The following is a 24686-nucleotide window of genomic DNA, read 5'->3' as shown; positions in this document are numbered from 1 at the left end:
TCCGCGGCCCCGGCTCTCTCAGGCCTTGCCGAGCAACTTGGCCAAGCCCTGGACCATCGGGGTCGGCTGCGGGAAGTCGAAGCGCGCCAGCAAACGCTGGTTGTCCGCCCGGGAATGGCGAATGTCACCCGAACGCGCCTGGCCGTAGCTGATCGCCGGCAAGCTGCCCACCACCTGCTCCAGCGCCTTGAGCATCTGGTTCAGCGAAGTCGCCTGGTTCAGGCCGACATTCACCGCGCCCTCTTCCACCTGCGGCTGCTCCAGCGCCTGCACCATCACCTGCACCAGGTCGCCGACGTAGAGGAAGTCACGGGTCTGCTCGCCATCACCGAACACAGTGATCGGCAAGCCTTGGGCCGCCCGCTCGCTGAAGATGCTGATCACCCCGGAATACGGCGAGGAAGGGTCCTGGCGCGGGCCGAAGATGTTGAAGAAGCGGAAAATCACCGGCTCCAGGCCATGCTGGCGGCGGTAGAAATCCAGGTACTGCTCGCTGGCCAGCTTGTCCACGGCATAGGGCGTCAGCGGCGCCTTGGGCGTGTCCTCGGCAATCGACTCGCCTTCGCCATTGTTGCCATATACCGCTGCGCTCGATGCAAAAAGCACGCGGCGCACGCCATGCACGCGCATGGCCTCGGCGACGTTGAGCGTGCCGATGAAGTTGCTCTGGTGGGTCTTCACCGGATCTTCGACCGAGGCTTGCACCGACGCCACCGCGGCCAGGTGGACCACGGCCCGGCAACCGGCGGCGGCACGCTGAACCAGCGCGGCGTCTGCCACATCACCTTCGATCAGCTCGAGGCGCGGGTTGCCCAGTTGCAGGTTTTCGCGCTTGCCGGTGGAAAGGTCGTCGAGAATACGTACGGCATAGCCCTTGGCCAGCAACGCATCGCACAGGTGGGAGCCAATGAAGCCGGCACCGCCGGTGATCAGGATGGGGGCATCAGCCATGGCGGTAGAATCGATCCAATAGTGGCGGCAAGCCAGCGCGCCAGGCACGCGGCTTGATGCCGAAGGTGTGAAGAATTTTCTTGCAGGCCAGTACCGCGTGCTGCGGCTCCTCGCTGGCATCCGGCCGTGCGGCATGAGCCTGCGCGGTCGGGGCCTGCACGGCCAGCTGACGGTACTGCCCGGCCTCGCTGAGAATCGCCTGGCCCAGTGCCAGCGGCGTGGTCGCCTCGTTACCGGCGTAGTGGTAGGTGCCCCACAGCGGCGCGCTGCAATCGAGCTGCTTGAGCACCGACAGGATCACCCGCGCGGCGTCGTCGACCGGTGTCGGGTTGCCACGGCGGTCATCGGCCAGCAGCAGTTCCTGGGGTTGCTCGGCGCGGGTCAGGAAGCGGCCCAAGGCACCGTCAATGCTTTCGTCCAGCAACCAGCCGAAGCGCAGCAGCACATGCTGCGGGCACGCCGCACGCACGCTCTGCTCGATACGCCACAAGGCCTGGCCCCGCTGGCCCAGGGGGACCGGTTCGTCCTTTTCGCTGTAGGCCGTGGCCCGCGAACCGTCGAACACCCGGTAGCTGGAAGGCTGCACCAGGGTGATCTGGTGGTGCTGGCACAACTCCGCCAGCCGCTCTACCGCCCGCTCCTGCTGGGCCAGGCGCTGGTCGCTGACCGACTCGGCCTGGAACCAGTCGAAGTAATAGGCCAGGTTGACCAAGGCATCGGGGCGATGATCGTCAAGCAGCTGAGTGAGGCTGGCCGGCGCCCAGCCGCTCTCCGGCGGGCGCGGTGCCAGGAATGCGATGTCCTCCTCGGCCCCGAGACGAATCAGCGCTTGCCCAAGGGCATTGCCACCACCCAACAGCATCAGGCGCATACGCATAGAGTCAGCAGATCCGAACAGGTTGATAGAAGGAAAGGAGTCATTTTGCGGTTTCCGGGCGGGGAAGTCCAACCCTAGGGTGCGCTGCTACTAATGCGCCTCGGAGCCACCACCTCGCAGGAAAGTTCCTACACCTTCGAGTGGCCAGGTCCTGCATCCAACATCAAAAAAGTTGCCTAAATAGCTTCCGTATCTTCGAAAGTTTCACCGAATCCCTGCAGACAAGGACAAAACAATGACAGGGAGCTATAGCGAAGCATTAAACGATGTTGCTCATTTCAGCTTGCATTCTCGGGACACCATTCTTGATCACAGGAGGCTTCTGGTTCGGCTGTTTGCATATGCACCACACACGGAGCCTCTGGTGCTTCAATCAGACCCACTGGTCGTTCGCGGATAAGGCTGGATAACCAAGTATGGAAATCGAAACTTCAACTTTGTTGATCCTTGCCGTCACTGCATTGCTGGCAGGCTTCTTCGACGCCATCGCAGGCGGCGGTGGTTTACTCACGCTTCCGGCGTTATTCATTGCTGGAGTCGATCCGCTGGCAGCAATGGCTACCAAAAAGTTCCAGGCCTCCTCGGCCAGTTCTTCAGCAGTCTGGGCGTTCGCCCGCAAGCGAATGATCCAATGGCGAACAGACTGGCCAATGGCTTTGCTGTCATTCGCAGGTGGTGCGGCAGGGGCCTTATCGATCAGCTTGCTCGACAGAGCGGTCCTGGAAGCAACTGCGCCGTTCTTGCTGATAGCAGTCGCTGCCTACTTTGCACTCAGCCCCAAGCTTGAAGATCAGGACCGCAAACGGCGGCTGTCGTATTTCTACTTTACGCTCGTGGTTGCTCCAGGCATTGGTTTCTATGACGGGATCTTTGGCCCGGGTACCGGTTCATTCTTCATGGTCGCCTTCACACTGCTGCTGGGGCAGCCTCTCATGCAGGCAATCTGTAGCAGCAAACTGCTCAATGCATCTTGCAACCTTGGAGCATTGTCGGTGTTTGCCTTCGGTGGGGCCATCATATGGCCTTTGGCGCTGGCCATGGCAGCCTGCGCCATCCTCGGCGCTCAACTCGGCGCTCAACTCGGCGCTCGTTGCGCCCTCTTCTTCGGGCCGCAACTGATCAAACCACTGTTGATCACAGTGTGTTGCCTGATGGCCGTGAAGTTGTTGCTGGGTGATGGTCATCCGGTAGCTGAATGGCTGCGCGCTTACACAGCGCTGCGCTAGATGTTTCACTCAATCTCAAACAAGCTGTTACGCAACGGCCCCACACTCAACCGCTCACGCACATCGTCATCGATCCGTGGATCATCCGGCTGGTACAACCTCACCTGCCGATAGGCATTGATGCGGTTGATCTCCTCCCCCAGGTACTCCCACACCACCCGGGTGCAGGCCGGGTTGCGCCGGTCGCCGCTGGAGACCCCGGCCTTCAGGCCGTTCAGGCGGGTGATGCGGCTCTTGAAGCTGGGGATGAGGATGGTCTGGCTCATCTCGTTGAAGGTCAAGGATTCGTAGTCGACCAGGAACATCCGGTCCTGCAGCTGGAACGCCGCCCCCAGGTAGCGGCAGCGCACCTCGGCATGGGGGTCGGTGGCACTGGAGCGCTCCTGGCGTTCCTGGCGCTCGAACAGATAGCGGCCACGCTCCTCCCACAGGTGCACCAACGACACCAGGATGGTGCCCGGGACGGACATGCAGTTGGAGTATTCCAGGTAGTAGCCGCAATAACGCGACAGGTTACCCGCGTGATCGTGCAGCGGGCGGAACAGTTCGCTGATCGGGTCACCGCTCTGCTCGGCCGGTGTCGCCGCACGTGCACCGATCAGGCGGCTGAACTGCTCAGGCGGCAAGTTCAGCTCGTAATCTTCAACGCCGAAGAAATCACCGATGCGCTTGAGGTTGTAAGCCGTCGGACGGCTCTGCCCGCTCAGGTACTTGTTGAATTGCGCGCGGTTTATCGAAAGCTGGCGGCAAACTTCGGAGATAGAGCGGTAATGGCTGCAGGCCAGTTTGAGGTTGGTAGCGAAATGATCGCTCATGCTTAGGGGCTCGGGTGACGCGATTGACGCCAGTGTAGCATCAAGTCGCACCAAATTAGAGCAACCCGCGAAATTGTAACCACCTTTGTCATGGCCAACCATGCGCGCCAACGAATAGCGATACGCCTGCCGTCCGCTGTTCATTCCATGCGAAGAATAAGAATCGAGGTCATTTTCCAATGCTCGAAGCACTCAACGATTTCCTTTCGGGAAAACTCCTCATCGTGCTGATCGTCGGTCTCGGCGGTTACTTCACCATCCGTTCGCGGTTCGTCCAGTTCCGCCACTTCGGCCACATGTTTGCTGTATTCAAGGAATCGCTGCGTGGCCAGGCAGGCCAGCTGAGCTCCTTCCAGGCCCTGATGCTGAGCCTCGCCGGCCGCGTTGGCGCCGGTAACATCGCCGGTGTCGGTATCGCCGTGACCCTGGGTGGCCCAGGCGCGGTGTTCTGGATGTGGGTCACTGCCCTGGTCGGCATGGCCAGCAGTTTCTTCGAATGCACCCTGGCCCAGGTCTACAAGCGCGCTGACGGCGACGGCTTGTACCGTGGCGGCCCGGCCTACTACATCCAGCACGGCCTGAAGCTCAAGAGCATGGCCATCGTGTTCTCGATCCTGCTGCTGGTCACCTATGGCTTCGCCTTCATCGGCCTGCAGTCGTACACCGTGACCCACTCGCTGCAGAATGCCTTCGCCTTCGACCCCAAGCACACCGGCATCGTCCTTGCCGTGCTGCTGGCCATCACCTTCATCGGTGGCATCAAGCGCATTGCCGCAGTGTCCGACCTGCTGGTACCGGTCAAGACTCTGGCCTACATCGGCGTGACCCTGTACGTGATCGGCACCCAGATCGAACACGTGCCGGCCATGCTGGAAACCATCTTCAAGAGCGCATTCGGCCTTGACCCGGCGTTCGGTGGCCTGCTCGGCAGCGCCATCGTCATGGGCGTCAAGCGTGGCGTGTTCGCCAACGAAGCAGGCCTGGGCAGTGCGCCAAACGTGGCTGCCGTGGCCGCCGTGAAACACCCGGGCGCCCAGGGCGTGGTCCAGGCGTTCAGCGTGTTCCTCGACACCTTCGTGATCTGCACCTGCACCGCGCTGCTGATCCTGCTGTCGGGCTTCTACACCCCGGGCTTCGAAGGTGACGGCATCGTCCTGACCCAGAACTCGCTGGCCGCCGTGGTCGGTGACTGGGGCCGCCTGTTCGTCAGCGTGGCACTGTCGCTGTTCGTGTTCACCTGCATCCTCTACAACTACTACCTGGGTGAAAACAGCCTGCAGTTCCTCAGCCGCAACCGCGTAGTGCTGCTGGTATTCCGCGCCCTGGTGCTGGCGCTGGTGGTATGGGGTTCGATGCAGGATCTGTCGACCGTATTCGCCTTCGCCGACATCACCATGACCTGCCTGGCCTTCGTCAACCTGGTGGCCCTGGCGCTGCTGTTCAAAGTCGGCCTGCGGGTAATGCGCGACTACGACGAACAGCGCAAGGCCGGTATCCAGCAGCCGGTGTTCGATTCGTCGAAATTCGCCGACCTGGATTTGGACCGTAACGCCTGGCCTGCCAATCCGCAGGCGGAAACCGCCACTGACGCGGCCGCTGGCCAAGTTCAGACGCAGCGCTGATATCCTCCCCTGCCTGGCCGCCCCGTCCGTGGGCGGCTGCTTCACCTCCGCTCACCGCTACGGATGCTTTCCATGCGTGCTGTCAAGAATCTTCTCGTGCTCTACACCGGTGGCACCATCGGCATGCTCGAAACCGCCGAGGGCCTGGCGCCGGCTGGCGGCTTCGACGCGCGGATGCGCGAACACCTGGCCCAGTTGACCGACGCACCCCAGGTGCAATGGACACTGCAGGAAATGAACCCGCTGCTCGATAGCGCCAACATGCAGCAGCACAACTGGCTGGCGATGCGCGATGCCATCGTCGCGGCGGTGGACGCCGGCCATGACGGCGTGCTGCTGCTGCACGGTACCGACAGCCTGGCCTATAGCGCCGCAGCGCTGTCGTTCCTGTTGCTGGGCCTGCCGGTGCCGGTACTGCTGACCGGCTCGATGCTGCCGGCTGGCGCGCCGGGCAGCGATGCCTGGGGCAACCTGTGCGGGGCCTTGCGCTTGCTCGAACAGGGCCTGGAAGCGGGCGTGCAGCTGTACTTCCATGGCCAGCTGCTGCATGGCTGCCGGGCTTCGAAGCTGCGCAGCGAGGCCTTCGACGCCTTCGCTGCACTGCCGCGCCACCGTGAAGGCGAGCGTGCCGCCGAATTGCCTGCCGCCCTGAGCTATCGCCAGCAGCGTCAGCCAGTCAACCTGGCGGTGATGCCGGTGTATCCGGGCTTGCAAGCCGGTCATCTGAAGGGCTTGCTCGACAGCGGTGTGCAAGGATTGCTGCTGGAATGCTATGGCAGTGGCACCGGCCCGTCGGATGATCAGGCGCTGCTGGCAGTGCTGCGTGCAGCGCGCCAGCGGGGTGTGCTGCTGGCTGCCATCAGCCAGTGCCCCGAAGGTTCGGTCGTGTTCGATACCTATGCGGCAGGCAACCGCCTGCGCGCGGCTGGACTGGTCAGTGCTGGCGGCATGACCCGCGAAGCGGCGCTGGGCAAGATGTTTGCGCTGCTGGGTGCGGGGCTGGATGTAGACGCGGTGGAGCAATGGTTCGCGCTGGACCTTTGCGGCGAGCGGGCCTGAAACCGGAAAATGGCGGAAGGCAGCGGGAGTCGAACCTGCCCGGGAACGGCTGCCGTCCCCAACCGGGTTTGAAGCCCGGCCGCGCCACCGGGCGCGATTGCCTTCCTTGAACTCAGTGCCTGGCCTGATGTTGGGCCAGCGCGCTGTCGGCGCGGATGTAGCGCTGGTCAGCCACCCGACGGGTCAGGCCGATACGGTCGAAGTATTCGAGAATCTGCACACTGCGCTTGCGACCGATGCCCAACATATCGCGAAACGCAGCAACCTGCACTACTGGCGTGTCGTTGGCCTGCCGCAGCAGCAGCTCTGCCATGCGCCTTAGCGTTACCTCAGGATAGAACAGGTCGCGCACCACCTGATGTACCAGGCCCAGCCGGGCCAGCTTGCGCAGCAACAGGCGCACATCCGCCTCCGCGCACTGTTCTTCGGTGGCCAGCGTCCGGACCCAAGGTGGGTCATATTCCCCTGCGAGCAACTTCGGCTGCAGCCGCTCCCATAGCGCGCTGTCGACGGCGCTCAACTGCACCTTGTGATCAGGCAGATGCAGCCAGGGACCGCTGCTGGCGATCATTTCGTCATTGAGCAGCTCATCGAGCAAGCTGACAAACGCCGGGCGCTCTAGCGGCAAGGCAGCGAAGCGGCGCAGGCGGTCGCGGTCCGGGCCGAGCTGGTCAGGCTCCTGCTCATGGAAGCGCGCCAGCTGCTCCAGCACCTGCTGCCTCAGTGCTTGCCATTGGCCTTGGGAAAACAGCAGCGGGCCTTGGCGCGTGGCTACCACCATCGCGTCATTGGGCAACAGCCAGGTATCGCGCTGGCGATTGAACTGGCGCTCCAGGCGCTGCGGGTCGAGCCCCCCAAGCGCACTGGCGAGCAAGGCCGGCAGGGCCTCCTCCAGGCCATCGGCATCACGCAGCACCTGCAGTTGGCGCAGGCGTTGTTCACTACGGCGCTGCCGACTGGGCGCAAACGGGTCGAGCACCTTGCCGCCGCCCAGGGTGCGCTGGGCACGCTGGTCGCGCAGCACCAGGCGGTCTCCATGTACCGCCTGCAACGGTGCGTTGAGCAGCAGCTGGGCAAACATGCGCTGGCCGGCAGCCAGGGTTTCACCTTCGAGCAAAGCCACCCGTGCCGTCACATCCTGAGTACCAAGGTGCACATGTACCGCACTGAAATGCTCGAACAGGCGGGTTTCACCGGGAAGCAGGCAAAATTCGATATCGACTCGCACGCTGGGCGCATGCAGCCATTCCGGCACCAGCCAGTCGCCTCGGTGCACGTGCTCTACCGCGAGGCGCTCGGCGCTAATGTTCAACGCCACCCGCTGGCCGGCCTCGGCCACCAACGCCACCTGGTTCTGCGCGTGCAAGCCACGCACCCGTACCGGCTTGCCGGCCTTGCCCAGCAGCAAGGTGTCGCCGGCACTGATACGCCCGGCCAGTGCCGTGCCGGTCACCACCACCCCGGCACCGGTCACGGCGAAGGCGCGATCGACGGCCAGGCGAAAGCCCCCGCGTGCGCTGCGCTGCCGCACCCGCACCTCGGCCTCCAGCAAGGCCCGACGCAACACCTCGATACCCTGCCCGGTGATGCTCGACACGGGGAACTGCCGTGCCTTGGCATAAGGCCCCGCTGCCAGCAACTCCCTGACCTGCGCCTGCACTTCTGCCAAACGAGCGGGCTCGACCCGGTCACATTTGCTGATCACCACCAGCGCCTGGGGAATCCCCAGCAGTTGGATGATCGCCAGGTGCTCACGGGTCTGTGGCATCACCCCATCGTCGGCGGCCACCACCAGCAGCACCAGGTCGATGCCATGGGCGCCGGCCAGCATGTTGTGGATGAACCGCTCATGGCCCGGCACATCGATGAAGCCGGTCAAGGCCGCCCCTTCGGCCAGCGCCACGTAGCGGTAGCCGAGGTCGATGGTCATGCCACGCGCGCGCTCTTCCTGGCGCTGGTCCCCGGCCTGGCCGGTCAGGGCCTGAAGCAGCGCGGTCTTGCCGTGGTCGATGTGGCCGGCGGTGCCGACGATCATTGCACGGGCCCAAGTTGCAGGGCCGGCAACTGCGCCAGCCATTGGGCTTCATCGTCGAGCTGGCGCAAGTCGAGCCACAGGGCGTCGCCAGCGATGCGCCCAAGCACCGGCACCGGCAGGTCGCGCAAGGCGCGCTCCAGCACATGCAGGCTGCGCCCGCGCAGCTTCTTCGACACCAGCGGGCGCAGGCACAGCGCTGCACTGGGCAGCCGCGCCACTGGCTGGCTGCCGCTGCCGATCATGCCCAGCGCCGGCTCGACACCGACTTGCCATTGCTCACCCAGGTGCGCCTTGAGCTCGGGAGCCAGGCGTTCGGCCTGGGCCTGGATCTCGGCCTGGCCGCGGGTCAGCAGGCGCAGGCTCGGCAAGCGTTCGGCCAGGCGGTCGGGGTTGCGGTATAGCGCCAGCACCGCCTCGAGTGCGGCGAGGGTGATCTTGTCGACCCGCAGTGCGCGCTTGAGCGGGTTCTTCTTGATCCTGGCGATCAAGGCTTTGCGACCGACGATGATCCCGGCCTGGGGGCCGCCCAGCAGCTTGTCGCCACTGAACGTGACGATATCGGCGCCATCGGCCAAGGCCTGGCGCACCGTCGGTTCGGCGGGCAGGCCCCAGCGCGTGAGGTCAAGCAGGCTGCCGCTACCGAGGTCTTCGAGCAGTGGCAAGTCATGCTGGTGAGCGATATGCGCCAGGTCGGCAGTCGGTACCTGATGGGTGAAACCCTGAATGCTGTAGTTGCTGCAGTGCACGCGCATCAGCAGGCCGGTACGCGGGCCGATGGCGGCTTCATAGTCGCGGGCGTGGGTGCGGTTGGTGGTGCCGACTTCGTGAAGCTTCACCCCGGCCCTTGCCATGATGTCGGGAATGCGGAAGGCACCGCCAATCTCGATCAGTTCGCCACGGCTGATGATGCCTTCCTTGCGCGCACCCAGGCTGTTGAGCGCCAGCAGCACGGCAGCGGCATTGTTGTTGACTACGGTGACGGCCTCGGCGCCGGTCAGTTCGCGGATCAGGCCTTCGATCAGGTCATCACGGTCGCCGCGCTTGCCGGTGGCCAGGTCGAACTCCAGGTTGAGGGGATAGCGGGCGGCGGTCTGCATGGCCTCGATGGCCTCCTCGGGCAGCAGCGCACGACCCAGGTTGGTATGCAGCACGGTGCCGGTGAGGTTGAATACGCGGCGGACCTGGCTGCGTTGCTGGATCGAAAGGCGTTCGCCAGCACGCCCGAGGAGGATTTCAGCGGCCAGTTCGGCGGCGTCGAGTTGGCCGTGACGGGCGGGGTCGCGCAGGTCATCGAGCAATTGGCGCAGGGTGGCCAGCACGATGTCGCGGCCGTGGCGGTCGATCAGTGCAAGGCAGGCCGGGTGGCGCAGAAGGTTGTCGATGGAGGGCAAGCGTGGGGTGTCGCTGGCTAGGCTGGAGGACATGCAGTACTACCTTGGACTGATCCGTTGTCTTTGATGGCCCTTTCGCGGGTAAACCCGATCCCACAGGTCCCGCGCCAGCCTTCAGGTTTGCGCGGCACCTTGTGGGAGCGGGTTTACCCGCGAAGCAGGCGACTCGGTATTACAGTGTAGACACTACCCGGGCGCGAGCATCAGGTTGGGTGCCAGGCGATGGAAGCCCTCCTCGTCCAGGCGGATATCCAGCGCCAGGCTGGCCAGGTCGTCGGCCAGCGGCTCGGCCGCCGCATCGTTCTCCAGATAATGCTGTTTCAGGTAGCTCTCACACCCCGGGCAGCATTCAGCGCGCAGCGGCGCCTTGCCCGGGGCATGGCGATCATCTTCGAGGTTGCTGTAACGCAAATCCTTGCTCGACTCGCAATACACGCACTTGACCCGCACCACATGCCACTCACAGGCACACAGCGAACAGGCCAGGTAACGCAGACCGTTGTGCTTGCCACGGTTGCGCACCACCCCCGCCATCGCTGGCGAACCGCAGGCCGGGCACTGCGCCAGACTACCGGCGGGCTTCAGCTCGGGGGCTGGCAGCGCCAGCAACCAGCTCGACCAGGCGGCCTGCAAGGCGGCGCCAATGAACGGCACCAGCGCCGCCGGCACCGCATCATACTGGCCAGCGAGCAAGGCAATACCCCAGCCCTTGCGCTGACTATCCTCACTGTCGCGCAGGGCTTGCAACGCCTCGCCCAGCGCGCCACTGGCCTCACTGTCCAAGTGCATCAGCAAGGCCTGCAACCAGACCAGCCACGGCCCTTCACGCACCAGGCTGTCAGCTGCCAGCGGTGGCAGGCCATGACTTATGCACAGGCGCTGACGTTCCTCAGCCACCGGCAACCCACCAGGAGGGTTATCCACAAGCTGCTGCTGGACGCGGCACAGTTGAGCGATCAGCCGCAGGTAATCGCCAAGGGCATTGCCCTCAGCCAAGTGCTCCAGACGCGCTGCGCGCAGTGCAAACAGATTGGCAGGCGGCAGGTGCAGAAACGGCGGCATCACTGCCGACGCTTCGATCTGCCCGGGTTCGAGTATCGTGCTCAAGCGCTCATCCTTCTTTCCGTCCGTGATTGCCCGGCGTCTTGTCGCCGGTCACTTCGCGGTACCACAACTCATGGTGCTTGCGTGCCCAGGCGCGGCTGACCCCGCCATGCAGCATGGCGCCGATCGAGCCCTTGATCCAGATACCGGCGTAGATGTGCACGATGATGCTGAGGATCAGCACGAACGCCGCCAGTGCATGGGCCAGCGCCGACAGGCGAATGACCTCGATACCGAACAGCTGGCTGAAATACGCGCGCCAGATCACCACGCCGCTGAGCAACAACACCAGCATGCACACCAGCAGGGTCCAGAACAGCAGCTTCTGCCCGGCGTTGTACTTGCCGATCGGCGGCACGCCCTCCTCCTGGTTCAGCATCACCCGGTCCACGCGGCGCAGCCACAGGCGGTCGTTGGCGGTGATGAAGTTGGCGCGCCAGAAACGGAACACCAAGCCAAGGAAGAACACGAACATCGCCACGCCCAGGAACGGGTGCAGGATGCGTGTCCATGGCCCGCCGCCAAACAGATGGCTGAGCCAGAACAGTGCCGGATGGAACAATGCCAGCCCGGAAAGACCTGCCGTCATGAACAGGATGGCGACGATCCAGTGGTTGGTCCGCTCATTGGCGTTGTAGCGCAGGATCGGTTTGTTGTCGTTCATGGCCGCTGCTCCCCTTGCCCGCCGGGCTTGGTCGGATCATAGACATGGACCGACGGGTCCACCTGGTGCACGCTGTCGTTCGGCGCTGTGGGCTGCTCGTCGTCCTCCACCCGCTGCGGCCCAACCCGCACGTAATGGAAGAACCCGGCCAGCACCGCCGCCCCCATCGCCAACAGCGCCAGCGGTTTGGTGAAGCCCTTCCACAAGCCCACCAGCGGGCTGATCACCGGTTGGTCCGGCAGGCCGGCGTACAGCTTCGGTGTGTCGGCGTGGTGCAGTACATACATCACGTGGGTGCCGCCGACACCGTCCGGGTCGTACAGCCCGGCCTGCTCGAAGCCGCGTGACTTGAGGTCGACGATACGCTCGGCGGCATGCACCTTCATCTCCTCCTTGGTGCCGAACACGATCGCCCCGGTCGGGCAGGTCTTCACACAGGCCGGCTCCAGGCCCACGGTCACGCGGTCGGAACACAGGGTGCACTTGTACGCCTTGTGGTCCTTCTGCGAGATGCGCGGGATGTTGAACGGGCAGCCGGTGATGCAGTAGCCACAGCCGATGCAGTGGTCCTGGTTGAAGTCGACGATGCCGTTGGCGTGCTTGATGATCGCGCCCGGGCTTGGGCAGGCCTTCAGGCAGCCCGGCTCGGCGCAGTGCATGCAGCCGTCCTTGCGAATCAGCCACTCCAGGTTGCCGTCGTCGCGCTCGTGCTCGGTGAAGCGCATCAGGGTCCAGGTTTCGGCGGTGAGGTCCTGGGGGTTGTCATAGGTGCCGTGGTTGTGGCCGACCTCGTCACGCAGTTCGTTCCACTCCGAGCACGCCACCTGGCAGGCCTTGCAACCGATGCACTTGGTGGTGTCGATCAGTTTGGCGACCTCGTCCAGCTGGCGTACCGAAGGCGGAACGGTAGTGGTGGCCGAGCGGGCGATGATGTCTTGGCTGGCCATCAGAGTTTCTCCACTTTGACGAGGAACGACTTGGACTCTGGCGTCTGGGTGTTGCCGTCACCGAGGAACGGCACCAGGGTGTTGGTCAGGTAGCCATGCCGCGTGGTCCCGGTGAAGCCCCAGTGCAGCGGAATGCCGATCTGGTGCACCGTCTGGTTGTTGACCTGCAGCGGGCGAATCCGCTTGGTCACCACCGCCACCGCATCGATGTGACCACGCTTGCTCGACACCCGCACCCGGTCACCGGCCTTGATGCCTTTTTCGTTGGCCAGCACCTCGCCGATCTCGACGAACTGCTCGGGCTGGGCGATGGCATTGAGGCGGCAGTGCTTGCTCCAGAAGTGGAAGTGCTCGGTCAACCGGTAAGTGGTCGCCGCATAGGGGAACTCCTCGTGCTTGCCAAGGGTGTCCCACACCGAATCGAAGATCCGCCCTGCCGGGTTGCTGGTGGCCTTCTTGTTCTGCGGGTGCAGCGGGTTGATGCCAATCGGCGTCTCGAACGGCTCGTAGTGCTCGGGGAACGGGCCTTCGGCCATCTTGTCGATGGCGAAGAACCGCGCCACACCTTCGGGGTTCATGATGAACGGGTTCATCCCCGCCTCGGGTGGCGAGTCGACCTTGAAGTCAGGCACGTCGGTGCCAGTCCAGGCCTTGCCGTTCCACCACACCAGGCGCTTTTTGTCTGGGTCCCACGGCTTGCCTTGCGGGTCGCTGGATGCGCGGTTGTAGAGGATGCGGCGGTTGGCCGGCCAGGCCCAGGCCCAGTTCTGCACCTGGTGCATGCCATACGGGTCGCTGTTGTCGCGGCGGGCCATCTGGTTGCCTTGCTCGGTCCAGCAGCCGGCGAAAATCCAGCAGCCGGAGGCGGTACTGCCGTCATCCTTGAGCTGGCCGAAGCCGGACAGTTGCTGGCCAGCCTTGACGACCGCACCGGTCGGGTCGGTGACATCAGTCACTGCCCAGCCGTTCATCTCCCTGGCCAGCTCCTCCGGTGAGGGCTCTTCAGGAATCTTGTACGGCCAGTGGATGTTCATGATGGCGTCTGGATAGGCCCCGCCTTCGGCCTGATAACGCTGGCGCAGGCGAATGAACAACTCGCTCATGATCTGCACGTCGGTGCGGGTCTCGCCCGGGCCGTCGGCGCCCTTCCAGTGCCACTGCAGCCAGCGGCTGCTGTTGACCAGGGAACCGTCCTCCTCGGCGAAACAGGTGGTGGGCAGGCGGATCACCTCGGTCTGGATATTGGCCGTGTCGACATCGTTGAACGGCCCGGCGTTGCGCCAGAACTCCGAGGTTTCGGTGGCCAGCGGGTCCATGATCACCAGCCACTTGAGCTTGCCCAGAGCGGCGGTGACGCGGTTCTTGTCCGGCAGCGCAGCGATCGGGTTGAAGCCTTGGCACATGTAGCCGTTGACCTTGCCCTGGCTCATCATTTCGAACATGCGCAGCACGTCGTACGCCGGCACATCGAGCTTGGGTAGCCAGTCATAGCCCCAGTTGTTTTCCGCCGTCGCGTTCGGCCCGTACCAGGCCTTCATCAGGCTGACGTGGAACTTGCCGTAGTTCTGCCAGTACGACAGCTGCCCCGGGCGCAGCGGCTTGGAAGCGCGCTTGTCGATATAGGCGGCGTAGTCCTGCTCGGCGTCGCCTGCCAAGGTCAGGTAACCCGGCAACGAATTGGACAGCAGGCCGAGGTCGGTCAGGCCCTGGATGTTGGAGTGCCCGCGCAGGGCGTTGACCCCACCACCCGGCATGCCGACATTGCCCAGCAGCAGCTGGACCATGGCCGCACTGCGGATGATCTGCGCGCCGATGGAGTGCTGCGTCCAGCCGAGTGCGTAGAGGATCGTCATGGTCTTGCCCGGTACCGAGCAGGTGGCGATCTCTTCCCAGACTTTCATCATGGCGTCCTGCGGCATGCCGCAGGTCATGCTGGCCAGTTCCGGGGTGTAACGGCTGTAGTGCTGCTTCATCAGTTGGTACACGCAGCGCGGATGCTGCAGGGTCGGGTCGACCTTGGCGAAACCGTCCTCGCCCAGCTCGTAGCCCCAGCCGGATTTATCCGCATACACGCGCTTGGCCTCGTCGTAGCCACTGAACAGCCCGTCCTCGAAGCCGTAGTTTGCTTTGACGATGAACGACACGTCGGTGTAGTTGCGCACGTACTCGTGCTGGATCTTGTCATTGCTCAGCAGGTAATTGATCAGCCCGCCCATGAAGGCGATGTCGGTACCGGTACGGATCGGCGCGTAGTAGTCCGCCACCGAAGCGGTACGGGTAAACCTGGGGTCGACCACGATCAGCCGCGCCTGGTTGTGCGCCTTGGCTTCGGTCACCCATTTGAAGCCGCACGGGTGCGCTTCTGCTGCGTTGCCACCCATCACCAGGACCAGATTCGCGTTGGCGATATCGGACCAGTGGTTGGTCATGGCGCCACGGCCGTACGTCGGGGCAAGACTTGCCACCGTCGGGCCATGTCAGACACGTGCCTGGTTGTCGAACCCCAGCATGCCTGTAGCGCGAACGACCTTGTGGGTCAGGTAGCCTGCCTCGCTGGAGGCGGCGGAAGCAGCGAGGAAACCGGTGGTGAGCCAGCGGTTGACCGTTTGCCCCTGGGCGTTCTTCTCGATGAAGTTGGCGTCGCGGTCCTTTTTCATCAGGTCGGCAACGCGGTCGAGCGCCTCGTCCCAGCTGACCCGCACCCACTCATTGCTGCCCGGCTTGCGCACCTCGGGGTACTTGAGGCGGCTGGGGCTGTGGATGAAGTCGAGCAGGCCGGCACCTTTGGGGCACAGGGTGCCACGGTTGACCGGGTGATCGGCGTCGCCTTCGATGTGGATGATGTTCTGCTTGACGTTCTTGCCCGCATCGCCCTGGCTGTACATGATCAGGCCGCAGCCGACCGAGCAGTAGGGGCAGGTGTTGCGGGTTTCCTTCGTATGCGCCAGCTTGAAGTGACGCACCTGCTCGGCGAAGGCCGGCGTCGGGGCCATGCCCAACGCCGCCAGGCTCGAGCCTCCAAGGCCGACAGCGGCGACCTTGAAGAACTGCCGACGGTTGAGATCCATCGTGCACTCCTGATCAGGTTTGAACGCACGGAACATGGCCGGCGCCTCTTGGTAGTCACGGTGGCGGCCAATTGATGGCCGCCAATGGGTAAGACTAGTCAAGAATCGCGAAGGTGCGATGACATGGGTCAGGAGGTGTGAGGATTGATTGTGTCTGGGGGTTGCGTTGAGGCTGCTGGGTGTATGGCTTGAGTTCTGTAGCGCCTGTGAGAGCGAGCGCCGCCCGCGCGGCGCATCGCGAGCTGCGCCCGCTCCTACGTTTGTTTCTGGCCAGTAACGCCTGTGCCAGGCGGTCGCGAGCATTGCAGCTCGAAGCTGACCTCAAGCGTTCTGTAGCGACTCTGTGTGGCGAAAGGCTGCATGGCAGCCCCAGCCATTGTTCACGCACAACCGAAAATCTAGGGCCGCATACGGGCGCTCCTACAACGCCGGCGTCGGTTTTGATGTACTCAATGAAATGTTGAAGTCATCCTCTGCTATATGGCGTATGTCGACATGCTCTCTGGCGTCACTCCCATCAATGCCAATTACCTTGTAATGAGCAAGCAGAAACAACTCTTGGCTTAGCTGGTCTTCACCACGTACTTTTTGGGCTAGGGCCAAGAAAAGAACCCCCACCGATACCACAAGATGAGGGGCAATCTGCATGTGCTGTATGAAGCTCGGCCCAGAAAGACGGTTGTAGTAAATGGTCGACGGACCGAACATCCAGATACCAAGGCCCAATGCTGCTATAGCAATACCTATAACCATAAGTACACCAGCACCGTGCCGCCTGTCAGCGCACTCTTCTGAGTGGACTTCATAGGCATTGGAAAAGCCGGGTACCTGATAATCCTGCTTGCCTGGCTGAAGCTTTACTTCCTGCACGAGATTGCTATCCGATGCTTGCATGGCCCACTCCTTAAAAAGGCCGATACTAAGCAATCGCGGCAACAGATAGTTGGCATAAAACCAATTTCAGAAATATCCTACAACACTTAAACATGCAACTCGAATGCGTCAGTCTCGCATCCAGGCGCATGCTTCAAGATTCGTGGCAATCACTTAGAGGCCCTCACACATTTTGCTGAGGTGCCCTACGAAAATGTCACCCGTAAAGATGTAGAAGCACAGCCCCGAACAACACCAGACTAACCCCACCAATTTGAATGGCCGACAGCCGCTCGCGATAAAAGAAGTACCCGAGTATCGCGGCAATGCCGCCCGATAAGGTGCTGATGACAGTGACGACAGAAACCGAGCCATTGAGCGCACCCCAGGAGAACGCGGAGAACCCGCCCAGGTTGAAAAAACTGGCGCCGCACAGTGAGCCAAAGGTCTTCAACCTCATCGTCGTGTGGTCCCGCAGTAACCTGAAGGTTTCAGGGATGAGAAACAGGACTCCCACTGCATAGCCCAGCGCCAGCATGTTCACCGGCCCTAGCGCTGGCAAGGCGAACTTGCCTTGAATCCAGAAGCTGATGCCATAAAGCATGGCCGCTAACAAGGCAAACCCTACAGATATGGTACTGGTGGTCTTACGCTCGAAATCACCTCCGTGATCACTGCGACTGGCCAGTAGAACGCCGAAGAAGCAAACGAGAATACCGCTCACTTGCCAAGCTGACAGAGCATCACCGCCCAGCCACGCCAGCAGAGTAGTAAAAACGCCATACGAGGTGACCAAGGGGGCTACAACTGCAGTTTTACCAATAGCAAAAGCCTTCGACAGCGCCAGCGCCCCCACTACGGTACACAGAGAAGCTACTACGCCCAACCCTACTGCACGCCATGGCGCAGCAATAAACTTTTCCCACTGGCTGGCAGAGATGACGATAATGATCGTCATTAACAAAAGCCCCAGTAACTGCCCGAAAAAGACCGCCCGCTTGACCCCAACCGCTCGTGCGTTCACGCCGGCCAAAAAGTCCGTCGCTCCCCAGAACGCCGCCGCTAACAAGCCCATGAATACGTCCACAGTAACGTTCCTTATTATTACTTCCCTCTGCTTCCCTCCAGACAGTAATCGGGATCATGTCAAAAATCAAACACCTGATTGGGATTAAACTTTACATCCCGACGTTTCTTTATAAGACTGCCATCTCAGCAACTCAGCTAGCAGAATTAGTCAATACAGCTGAAACAACAATAAACATCAAAAGGTCAATATAGGAAACTTCTTACAAAGCCATTCCCAAAATCTTACACCGAAATTTACTGCATCATTGGCGAACAACATTGGGTTAATTAGCCGCCTCGCTGGAGACGGCGGGTTGCGCATTCCTGAGGGCTTGAGGCGGCTGGGGCTGAGGATAATGTTGATTAGGCCCAGTCAGGCCATTGCATACGCCATCAACACCGCGGCAGATTACGCGCCACATTGAGCGCCGCGCTGCTCTGGGCCACCGGCATGATCTCGACGGTATTGATATTCACATGCCCCGGCTGCTCGGCAATCCAGGCCACCGTAGCGGCGATGTCCTCCGGCAGGATGGCCTCCACGTCGCGGTAGAGCGCTTGCACAGCGTCCAGATCACCGTTCAGGCGCACCACCGAGAAGTCGGTGCCCGAGCACAAGCCCGGTTCGATATTGCTCACCCGCACGCGGGTGCCTGCGAGGTCGGCGCGCAGGTTGAGGCTGAACTGGCGGACGAAGGCCTTGCTGGCGCCATACACATTGCCGCCCGGGTACGGATAAGTGCCGGCAATCGACCCCATGTTGATGATCATGCCGCTGTCGGCTTCCACCATCTGCGGCAGGACCTTGTGGGTCACCATGGCCAGGCCGGTGACGTTGGTGTCGATCATCTGCTGCCAGTTCGCGCTACTGCTGGCCTGGGCACGGTCGACGCCCAGCGCCAGCCCGGCATTGTTCACCAGCAGGTCGATCTGCAGCGAGGCGTCACGGACCTGATCGAACGCCGCCTCGATCGACAGTGGATCGGTGACATCCAGCGCCAGCGCAATGAAGTTGACGCCCAACTCGGCTTCCAGCGCTTGCAGTTTGTCCATGCGCCGGGCGGCGCCGATCACACGGTAACCCTTGCCGATCAGGGTACGGCAGATGGCCCGGCCAAAGCCCGAAGACGCGCCGGTCACGAATGCAGTTTTCATCAGTTATCTCCTTGGAAGGGTCAGGCCAGGTACTTCACACCCAGGCTGGTAAACAGGCAGAGCATCGAGAACACCAGCGCCTTGCGCACCACTTCATTGCCTTTGCGCAGGGCCAGGGCGCTGCCCAGGTGGTTGCCGAGGATGTTGCAGGCCACCAGCGGTAGCGCCAGCAGGTAAACGACCTTGCCCGCCATGACGAACGCCACCAGCGCGCCGATGTTCGAGGCGAAGTTGAACGTCTTGGAATTGGCGGAACTGGACACCAGGTCCATGCGCAGCAGGTAGTGGAACGCGATGATGAACATGCTGCCGGTACCGGGGCCGAAGAACCCGTCATAGAAGCCGATGGCCAGGCAGGTCAGCGGAACCACGCTGAACAGCATGCGCGGCGACAGCTCACGCTCTGCCACCGGGCGGTCTTTGGGGGTAAGAAAGATGAGGATGCCGAACGGGATCAGCGCCAGGATGATCTTGCCCACGAGTTCCTGCGGGATCGACACGATCAGGTGCGCGCCCAGGTAAGCCCCAAGCAATGAAAACGGCACCCCGACCAGCGCTACCTGCCAGACCATCTTGCTGTTGGCCAGGAAGTTGCGGATGGCCGCAAGTGTGCCGAGGGTGCTGACCAGCTTCTCCTGCCCCAGGGCAACCTGCGGCGGCATGCCCACCAGCAGAAAGCCGGGCACCAGGAACAGCCCGCCTCCCCCGGCGATGCTGTCGACAAAGCCTGCAACGAATGCAATAGCGCCCAGCATGAGGATCGCCAGCAACCAGTGTTCCGCCCAGAAGGCGCCTAACAGTTCCATATCGGTACGTCCGTCGAGTCAGTAAAAAATTCAGGAGAGCACTTCGTAGGGATGGTCGGCCCGGGCGAAATGCACGCGGTTAAGGTCGTTGACCGCGAACAGACGCAGCAGCCAACGGTCAGCACCATCGTTCTGCGGCTCGAAGCCATCGCGGGCATGCAGCACACGCTGGTTCTTGAAGACCATGAAGTCGCCCGGCAGCAGCAGGTGCGGTTCATCGAAGCGGCGGGTTTCCAGCACACCGCGCAAGCTGGCCAGCGCTTGCTCGGCACGCAGGTTGAGACCGTGCGTGTTCTCGCTGTCGAAACGGCACAACCACTCACCGGCATGGCCACGCACCAGCACCGGGAGTTCGGCCGTGCAACGGCGGTTGCCACTGAACGAGTCCGGGCGGCGGATCTCGAATTGTGGCAGGCACAGCTCGCGCACCGTGGTCGCGGGCAGTGCCGCCACCACGGCATCGAGGCTGACCAGCGTGGTACTGATGCGCGGGTCGCAGCGCATGCCGAAGAACGACAGGTACTCCGGGCAGCACGAAGCGGCGCCGAGGGGCTCGGATGACAGCGGCAGGTCCGGGTTGTCCACGTGATAGGAGAAGCGCAGCCGCGAGCCATGGGAACTCTTGTGGCTGGAGGAATGGCGCGACGGGATGACATGGCGGAACAGCCGGCCGTCGTTTTCGCCCTCGTACACCACAGGGTTGATCCCCATCAGGCTCTGCATGGTCAGGCTGACCAGGCACGCAACCGGGGTGCTGCGCGGACTGAGCACCCCCGAGTATGGCGTGGGCGGGATATCACGGTCACGCGGGCAGTTACGCACGATCATGCTGGTCTGGTACGGATCCGCGACAAAGCCATGGATCTGTTGGCACAGCGCCTTGCCCAACACGTCCTGCGCCTGGTCCTTGAGCTGCGGATAAAGTTCTTTGTTCGTCTCGGAGTCGAGCGGGGTGTTGTTCAGCAGGGTTTGCCAGGCGCTGGAGATGACCCAGGGCAGACGGATCTCCAGTGAGGCTTGAAACTCGGCGCCTTGATGCAGGTGTGCACTTTCCATTTGCAGTGATATTCCATGTTGCTGGCTGAGGCCAGTCGGTGTCGTCGGCAGATGTTGATGTTTTATGAAGCCGGTCACAGCGGGACGATCGAGCATGCCGGGGGACGGCCTGCGCATTGAATCGACTCAATCATTGTAATTACAAAAATAACATCGACTCAATGCATTTTATCGATGACGCAAACACGCAAATGGTTCTACGCTATTAACCTATTGATTTTAAGAAGATTTATTTCAAGTTCGATATGAAAACGCCCAATCAAAGCCAGCTTGCACGACTGGCGGCCATCAGCTGAAAAGCCGGATACCGTAAGATCGAAGCGATTTAATCGATGCAATTTACCAGTAAGAAAACACAATTACTGGCATCAGACCATTCGTGCTAGGCTTCCGGGCTCTCGCAGATTCTGGTGCCATTTCTATGTGGGTTCCTCACTACAGCGACCTGGCGCAGCCGGTCTACCTGATGATCGCCGATGCCCTGGAGCAGGACATCGGCAGCGGCCGGCTGGTGGCTGGCGAACGCTTGCCAACCCTCAAGGACCTCGCCGAGTCACTGGACGTGACACCCGGTACCATCGGCCGAGCCTATGACGAAGCCGCCAAGCGTGGCCTGGTGGTGGGCGAAGTCGGGCGCGGAACCTTCGTGCTGCCGCAACCACAGGCGCAGCCCCCCGCCCCGCCTGCGCCTGCGCGTTCTGGGGCCGCCCTCGTCGAGCGCGACAACGGGCAGATCGACCTGTCGATCATCAAGCCCAACGACGGGCACATGACCGACTGGCTACGCGGCGCCATCAACGAGCTGGCCCAAGCGCCCGACCTGGCCCAGGTGCTGGACTATGTCACCGAGGGCGGCCATGCGACGCACAAGCAGGCCGGCGCGGCCTGGATCAGGCGTTGGCTCCCCGAAGCCAGCTGGCAGCAAGTAGTACTGACGTCCGGCGCCCAGCACGGCCTGCTGGTGGCCATCAGCAGCCTCTCGAAGAGCGATGACGTAGTGCTGTGCGAGTCATTCTGCTACCCAGGCATCATCTCCCTGGCCCACAGCATGGGCCGCCGCCTGCGCGGCGTAGCCATGGACGAGTTCGGCCTGATTCCTGAAGCACTGCGTGCGGCATGCATGGAATACCGGCCTTCGCTGCTGGTCTGCGTCACCACGCACCAGAACCCGACCAACTCGATCATGCCCCACGCACGGCGCGAGGCCATCGCACAGATCGCTCGCGAGTTCGACCTGTTCATCGTCGATGACGACATCTACGGCTTTCTCGAGCCCTCCCCGGATTACAAGCCGCTTGCCGCCTATGCCCCTGAACGTTCGGTGTACCTCACCAGCCTGTCCAAAAGCGTGCTGCCGGCGCTGCGCATCGGCTACCTGTATGCCCCGCCGCAAACCCTCTCGCGGCTGTCGTCGATGGTGCGCAGCAGTGTCTGGATGCCTTCGCCATTGATGGCGCAGCTGGCTAGCAACCTGATCAACAGTGGCATGGCCGACCAGCTGGTGCAGGTACAACGGGAAGAAGCGGCTGCACGCCAGCATATGGCATGCGAGATCCTCGGCAAGTACAGGATCCGCAGCCAAGCCAACAGCTTCCATATCTGGCTGGAACTGCCCGAACCCTGGACCAGCGACGAGTTCGCCAATCTGGCGCGCAACAATGGCGTTACGGTAGTCAGTGGCAGCCAGTTCCTGCCCGAGCGCAGCCATGCCACGTGCGGGGTACGCATTGCCTTGATGGCCCCAACCCGCCAGGAATTGGGGTTTGCCTTGACCAAACTGGCGAGCCTGCTGGATTCGTCAGAGCCCCGGTTGTTTTATTGAGTCGACCGCAGGAACACGGAAATATAGGCATAAAAAAACCCAGGGCAAATGCCCTGGGTTTCTGTGCCAGCCAGACGCCTGACCGTTCAATCAGAACGGAATGTCGTCATCGAAGCTGTCAAAGTCAGCCGCTGGTTGCGGTGCTGGCTGCTGCGGCGCCGGGCGCTGTTGCTGCTGCGGGCGCTGAGCCTGTTGGCGTGGCGGGGCCTGGTTGTACTGTTGCTGTTGGCCGCCACCGTAGTTGCCGCCACCCTGGTTGTACGGGTCACCGCCCTGCTGCTGGCCCTGCGGACGACCGCCGAGCAACTGCATGGTGCCGTTGATGTCGACGATGATTTCGGTGGTATAGCGCTTGATACCGTCCTTTTCCCACTCGCGGGTCTGCAGCTTGCCTTCGATGTAGCACTGCGAACCTTTGCGCAGGTACTCGCCGGCAATTTCGGCAACCTTGCCGAACAGCGAGACACGGTGCCACTCGGTACGCTCGACCTTCTGGCCCGACTGCTTGTCGGTCCACTGCTCGCTGGTGGCCAGGCTCAGGTTGGTCACGGCGTTACCGTTGGGCAGGTAGCGGACTTCGGGATCCTGGCCACACGTGCCGACCAGAATGACTTTGTTAACCCCACGGGCCATAACGTTCTCCTAGGCTTCGCACGCCGATGAGACTGGATTCACCAGTCGCTCGAGGGTCGCACGGTCCAAAATTTTCGTATCCAGTTTGATATAGATGGCGGCTTCATCTGCCACCACCACGGCGTCGGTCACACCCGGCACGGCCATCAGGCGCTCGGTCAAGCCGGCTTCCCGAACGGCCTCTGGCGTCAGCGGCATGCGCAGGCTGGTCACATAGGGCGGCTCGTTCATGCGCAAGGCGACGACCAACCAGATGGCACACAGGATTGCGCAACCAAGGAACACCATGTTCAGCCCGCCGTGCTGGAACAGCCAGCCACCGAGGATGCCTCCCAGGGCAGCGCCGAGGAACTGGCTGGTGGAATACACCCCCATCGCCGTCCCCTTGCCACCAGCAGGCGACACCTTGCTCACCAGCGAAGGCAACGAGGCCTCCAGCAGGTTGAATGCGGTAAAGAATACCACGGTGCCAATCACCAGTCCGCGCAAACCGTCAGCCCACTGCCAGAAGAACACTTCCGTCAGCAGCAGGACACTGACCGCACCGGCCAGGACGCGTTTCATCTTGCGCTTTTTTTCGCCGTAGATGATGAACGGGATCATTGCAAAAAATGAGATCAGCAACGCGGTCAGGTATACCCACCAGTGCTGCTCCTTGGGCAGGTCGCCGCGTTCGACGAAGGCCAGGGGCAGCGCGACGAAGCTGGCCATGAGGATGGCGTGGAGGATGAAAATGCCCGCATCCAGGCGCAGAAGGTCCGGATGACGCAGGGTCGGGCCGAGGGCCTGGCGCGCCACACCCGACTCGCGGTGCTGCAATGTGCTGTGCGTATTGGGTACGACAAAGGCGATCAGCAGGATACCCACCAGGGCAAGTCCTGCGGTGGCCAGGAACAATCCTGACAAGCCGAAGTGGCTTGTGAGCAATGGGCCTATGACCATGGCCACGGCAAACGACAGGCCGATGCTCATGCCGATCATCGCCATCGCCTTGGTCCGGTGCTGCTCGCGGGTCAGGTCCGAGAGCAAGGCCATGACCGCCGCGGAAATCGCCCCCGCGCCCTGCAGGATACGCCCGGCGATCACCCCCCAGATGGAGTCTGCCTGAGCCGCCAGCAGGCTACCCAGAGCAAACACCACCAGCCCCAGGTAAATGACTGGCCGGCGGCCAATGCGGTCGGAAATCATCCCGAACGGGATCTGCAATACCGCCTGGGTCAGGCCATAGGCGCCTATGGCCAGGCCGATCAGCGCAGGGGTAGCGCCGGCCAGGTCCATGCCGTAGGTGGCCAGCACCGGCAACACCATGAACATGCCCAGCATACGAAAGGCAAAGACCAGGGCCAGGCCGCCAGCAGCGCGGGTTTCGCCGCTGCTCATGCGCTCGTTGTGGGTGTCGTGCATGGATAAACCTCGTGTGAACCGGCGGCGATTCTATCAGTCCGACAGCTTGACGGCATCTACGCGACGCTTTGCCGCGTACTGGCAGCGCGCCGTATACTTCCTTGTTTATG

At 62.4% G+C, this 24686-nt stretch carries 20 protein-coding genes and 1 tRNA gene; 4 read left to right on the top strand and 17 right to left on the bottom strand.

From position 1 onward, the window contains the following. Positions 1-18: 18 nt before the first annotated feature. Both L6D64_RS16010 and L6D64_RS16005 read right to left on the bottom strand, forming a co-directional pair. Complete coding sequence (locus L6D64_RS16010; protein WP_176507011.1) at positions 19-951, bottom strand: NAD-dependent epimerase/dehydratase family protein; 933 nt, start codon at positions 949-951, stop codon at positions 19-21. Continuing rightward, entirely contained in the window at positions 944-1828 is an 885-nt protein-coding gene (locus L6D64_RS16005; protein ID WP_176507009.1) for a sugar nucleotide-binding protein, read from the bottom strand. The genes L6D64_RS16010 and L6D64_RS16005 overlap by 8 nt, the downstream gene beginning before the upstream one ends. Positions 1829-2244: 416 nt before the next feature. Between L6D64_RS16005 and L6D64_RS16000 the strand changes: the two genes are divergently transcribed. Next, a complete protein-coding gene (locus tag L6D64_RS16000; protein ID WP_176507007.1) occupies positions 2245-3054 on the top strand; it encodes a TSUP family transporter in 810 nt (269 codons plus the stop codon). Positions 3055-3059: 5 nt separating this feature from the next. On the opposite strand, the gene L6D64_RS15995 is transcribed toward L6D64_RS16000, so the two are convergent. Next, positions 3060-3869, bottom strand: a complete 810-nt coding sequence (locus L6D64_RS15995) for a helix-turn-helix domain-containing protein (RefSeq protein ID WP_176507006.1) — start codon at positions 3867-3869, stop codon at positions 3060-3062. Between the two features lie 179 nt (positions 3870-4048). Here L6D64_RS15995 and L6D64_RS15990 point away from each other — a divergent pair, with 179 nt between their 5' ends. Both L6D64_RS15990 and L6D64_RS15985 read left to right on the top strand, forming a co-directional pair. Next, entirely contained in the window at positions 4049-5491 is a 1443-nt protein-coding gene (locus tag L6D64_RS15990) for an alanine/glycine:cation symporter family protein (protein WP_176507004.1), read from the top strand. Between the two features lie 72 nt (positions 5492-5563). After that, positions 5564-6550 (top strand): asparaginase, encoded by a 987-nt coding sequence (locus L6D64_RS15985; protein WP_176507002.1) that lies wholly within the window; start codon positions 5564-5566, stop codon positions 6548-6550. Positions 6551-6560: 10 nt separating this feature from the next. Here L6D64_RS15985 and L6D64_RS15980 read toward each other — a convergent pair. From L6D64_RS15980 to L6D64_RS15925, 12 genes are all read right to left on the bottom strand, one after another. After that, positions 6561-6656: transfer RNA gene (locus L6D64_RS15980), tRNA-Sec, on the bottom strand. A gap of 6 nt (positions 6657-6662) precedes the next feature. Further along, positions 6663-8585, bottom strand: a complete 1923-nt coding sequence (selB, locus tag L6D64_RS15975; RefSeq protein WP_176507001.1) for a selenocysteine-specific translation elongation factor — start codon at positions 8583-8585, stop codon at positions 6663-6665. Next, on the bottom strand, positions 8582-10009 hold the full coding sequence (gene selA / locus L6D64_RS15970; RefSeq protein WP_176506999.1) for an L-seryl-tRNA(Sec) selenium transferase: 1428 nt from the start codon (positions 10007-10009) through the stop codon (positions 8582-8584). Before selA ends, selB begins: the two co-directional genes overlap by 4 nt. 153 nt (positions 10010-10162) lie before the next feature. After that, entirely contained in the window at positions 10163-11083 is a 921-nt protein-coding gene (gene fdhE, locus L6D64_RS15965; protein ID WP_176506997.1) for a formate dehydrogenase accessory protein FdhE, read from the bottom strand. Positions 11084-11087: 4 nt separating this feature from the next. Then, a complete protein-coding gene (locus L6D64_RS15960; protein ID WP_176506996.1) occupies positions 11088-11744 on the bottom strand; it encodes a formate dehydrogenase subunit gamma in 657 nt (218 codons plus the stop codon). After that, positions 11741-12691 (bottom strand): formate dehydrogenase subunit beta, encoded by a 951-nt coding sequence (gene fdxH, locus L6D64_RS15955; protein ID WP_176506994.1) that lies wholly within the window; start codon positions 12689-12691, stop codon positions 11741-11743. The genes L6D64_RS15960 and fdxH overlap by 4 nt, the downstream gene beginning before the upstream one ends. Further along, positions 12691-15759, bottom strand: coding sequence for a formate dehydrogenase-N subunit alpha (gene fdnG / locus L6D64_RS15950; RefSeq protein ID WP_176506993.1), 3069 nt, complete (start codon positions 15757-15759; stop codon positions 12691-12693). The genes fdxH and fdnG overlap by 1 nt, the downstream gene beginning before the upstream one ends. Positions 15760-16179: 420 nt before the next feature. Further along, the gene (locus L6D64_RS15945) at positions 16180-16653 is read right to left on the bottom strand and encodes a hypothetical protein (RefSeq protein ID WP_176506991.1); all 474 of its coding nucleotides are present in this window, start codon (positions 16651-16653) and stop codon (positions 16180-16182) included. Between the two features lie 196 nt (positions 16654-16849). After that, a complete protein-coding gene (locus L6D64_RS15940; protein ID WP_236192503.1) occupies positions 16850-17719 on the bottom strand; it encodes a DMT family transporter in 870 nt (289 codons plus the stop codon). 374 nt (positions 17720-18093) lie between these two features. Beyond that, positions 18094-18855, bottom strand: coding sequence for an SDR family NAD(P)-dependent oxidoreductase (locus tag L6D64_RS15935; protein WP_176506990.1), 762 nt, complete (start codon positions 18853-18855; stop codon positions 18094-18096). Positions 18856-18875: 20 nt separating this feature from the next. Then, a complete protein-coding gene (locus tag L6D64_RS15930) occupies positions 18876-19661 on the bottom strand; it encodes a sulfite exporter TauE/SafE family protein (protein ID WP_176506988.1) in 786 nt (261 codons plus the stop codon). 30 nt (positions 19662-19691) lie between these two features. Then, on the bottom strand, positions 19692-20717 hold the full coding sequence (locus L6D64_RS15925; protein WP_176506986.1) for a TauD/TfdA family dioxygenase: 1026 nt from the start codon (positions 20715-20717) through the stop codon (positions 19692-19694). 421 nt (positions 20718-21138) lie between these two features. Here L6D64_RS15925 and L6D64_RS15920 point away from each other — a divergent pair, with 421 nt between their 5' ends. After that, a complete protein-coding gene (locus L6D64_RS15920; protein ID WP_176506981.1) occupies positions 21139-22539 on the top strand; it encodes an aminotransferase-like domain-containing protein in 1401 nt (466 codons plus the stop codon). A 90-nt stretch (positions 22540-22629) separates the two neighbouring features. Here L6D64_RS15920 and L6D64_RS15915 read toward each other — a convergent pair whose 3' ends face one another. Together L6D64_RS15915 and L6D64_RS15910 are read right to left on the bottom strand one after the other, a co-directional pair. Next, positions 22630-23172 (bottom strand): single-stranded DNA-binding protein, encoded by a 543-nt coding sequence (locus L6D64_RS15915; RefSeq protein ID WP_085677073.1) that lies wholly within the window; start codon positions 23170-23172, stop codon positions 22630-22632. 9 nt (positions 23173-23181) lie between these two features. Next, the gene (locus L6D64_RS15910) at positions 23182-24576 is read right to left on the bottom strand and encodes an MFS transporter (RefSeq protein WP_176506979.1); all 1395 of its coding nucleotides are present in this window, start codon (positions 24574-24576) and stop codon (positions 23182-23184) included. Positions 24577-24686: the final 110 nt, after the last annotated feature.

Origin of the sequence: Pseudomonas urethralis (assembly GCF_021602465.1) — a bacterium.
In the GTDB taxonomy this organism is placed as follows: domain Bacteria; phylum Pseudomonadota; class Gammaproteobacteria; order Pseudomonadales; family Pseudomonadaceae; genus Aquipseudomonas; species Aquipseudomonas vlassakiae.
The sequence above is the reverse complement of the archived record's forward strand: the minus strand, read 5'-3'. Positions and strand labels throughout refer to the sequence as shown.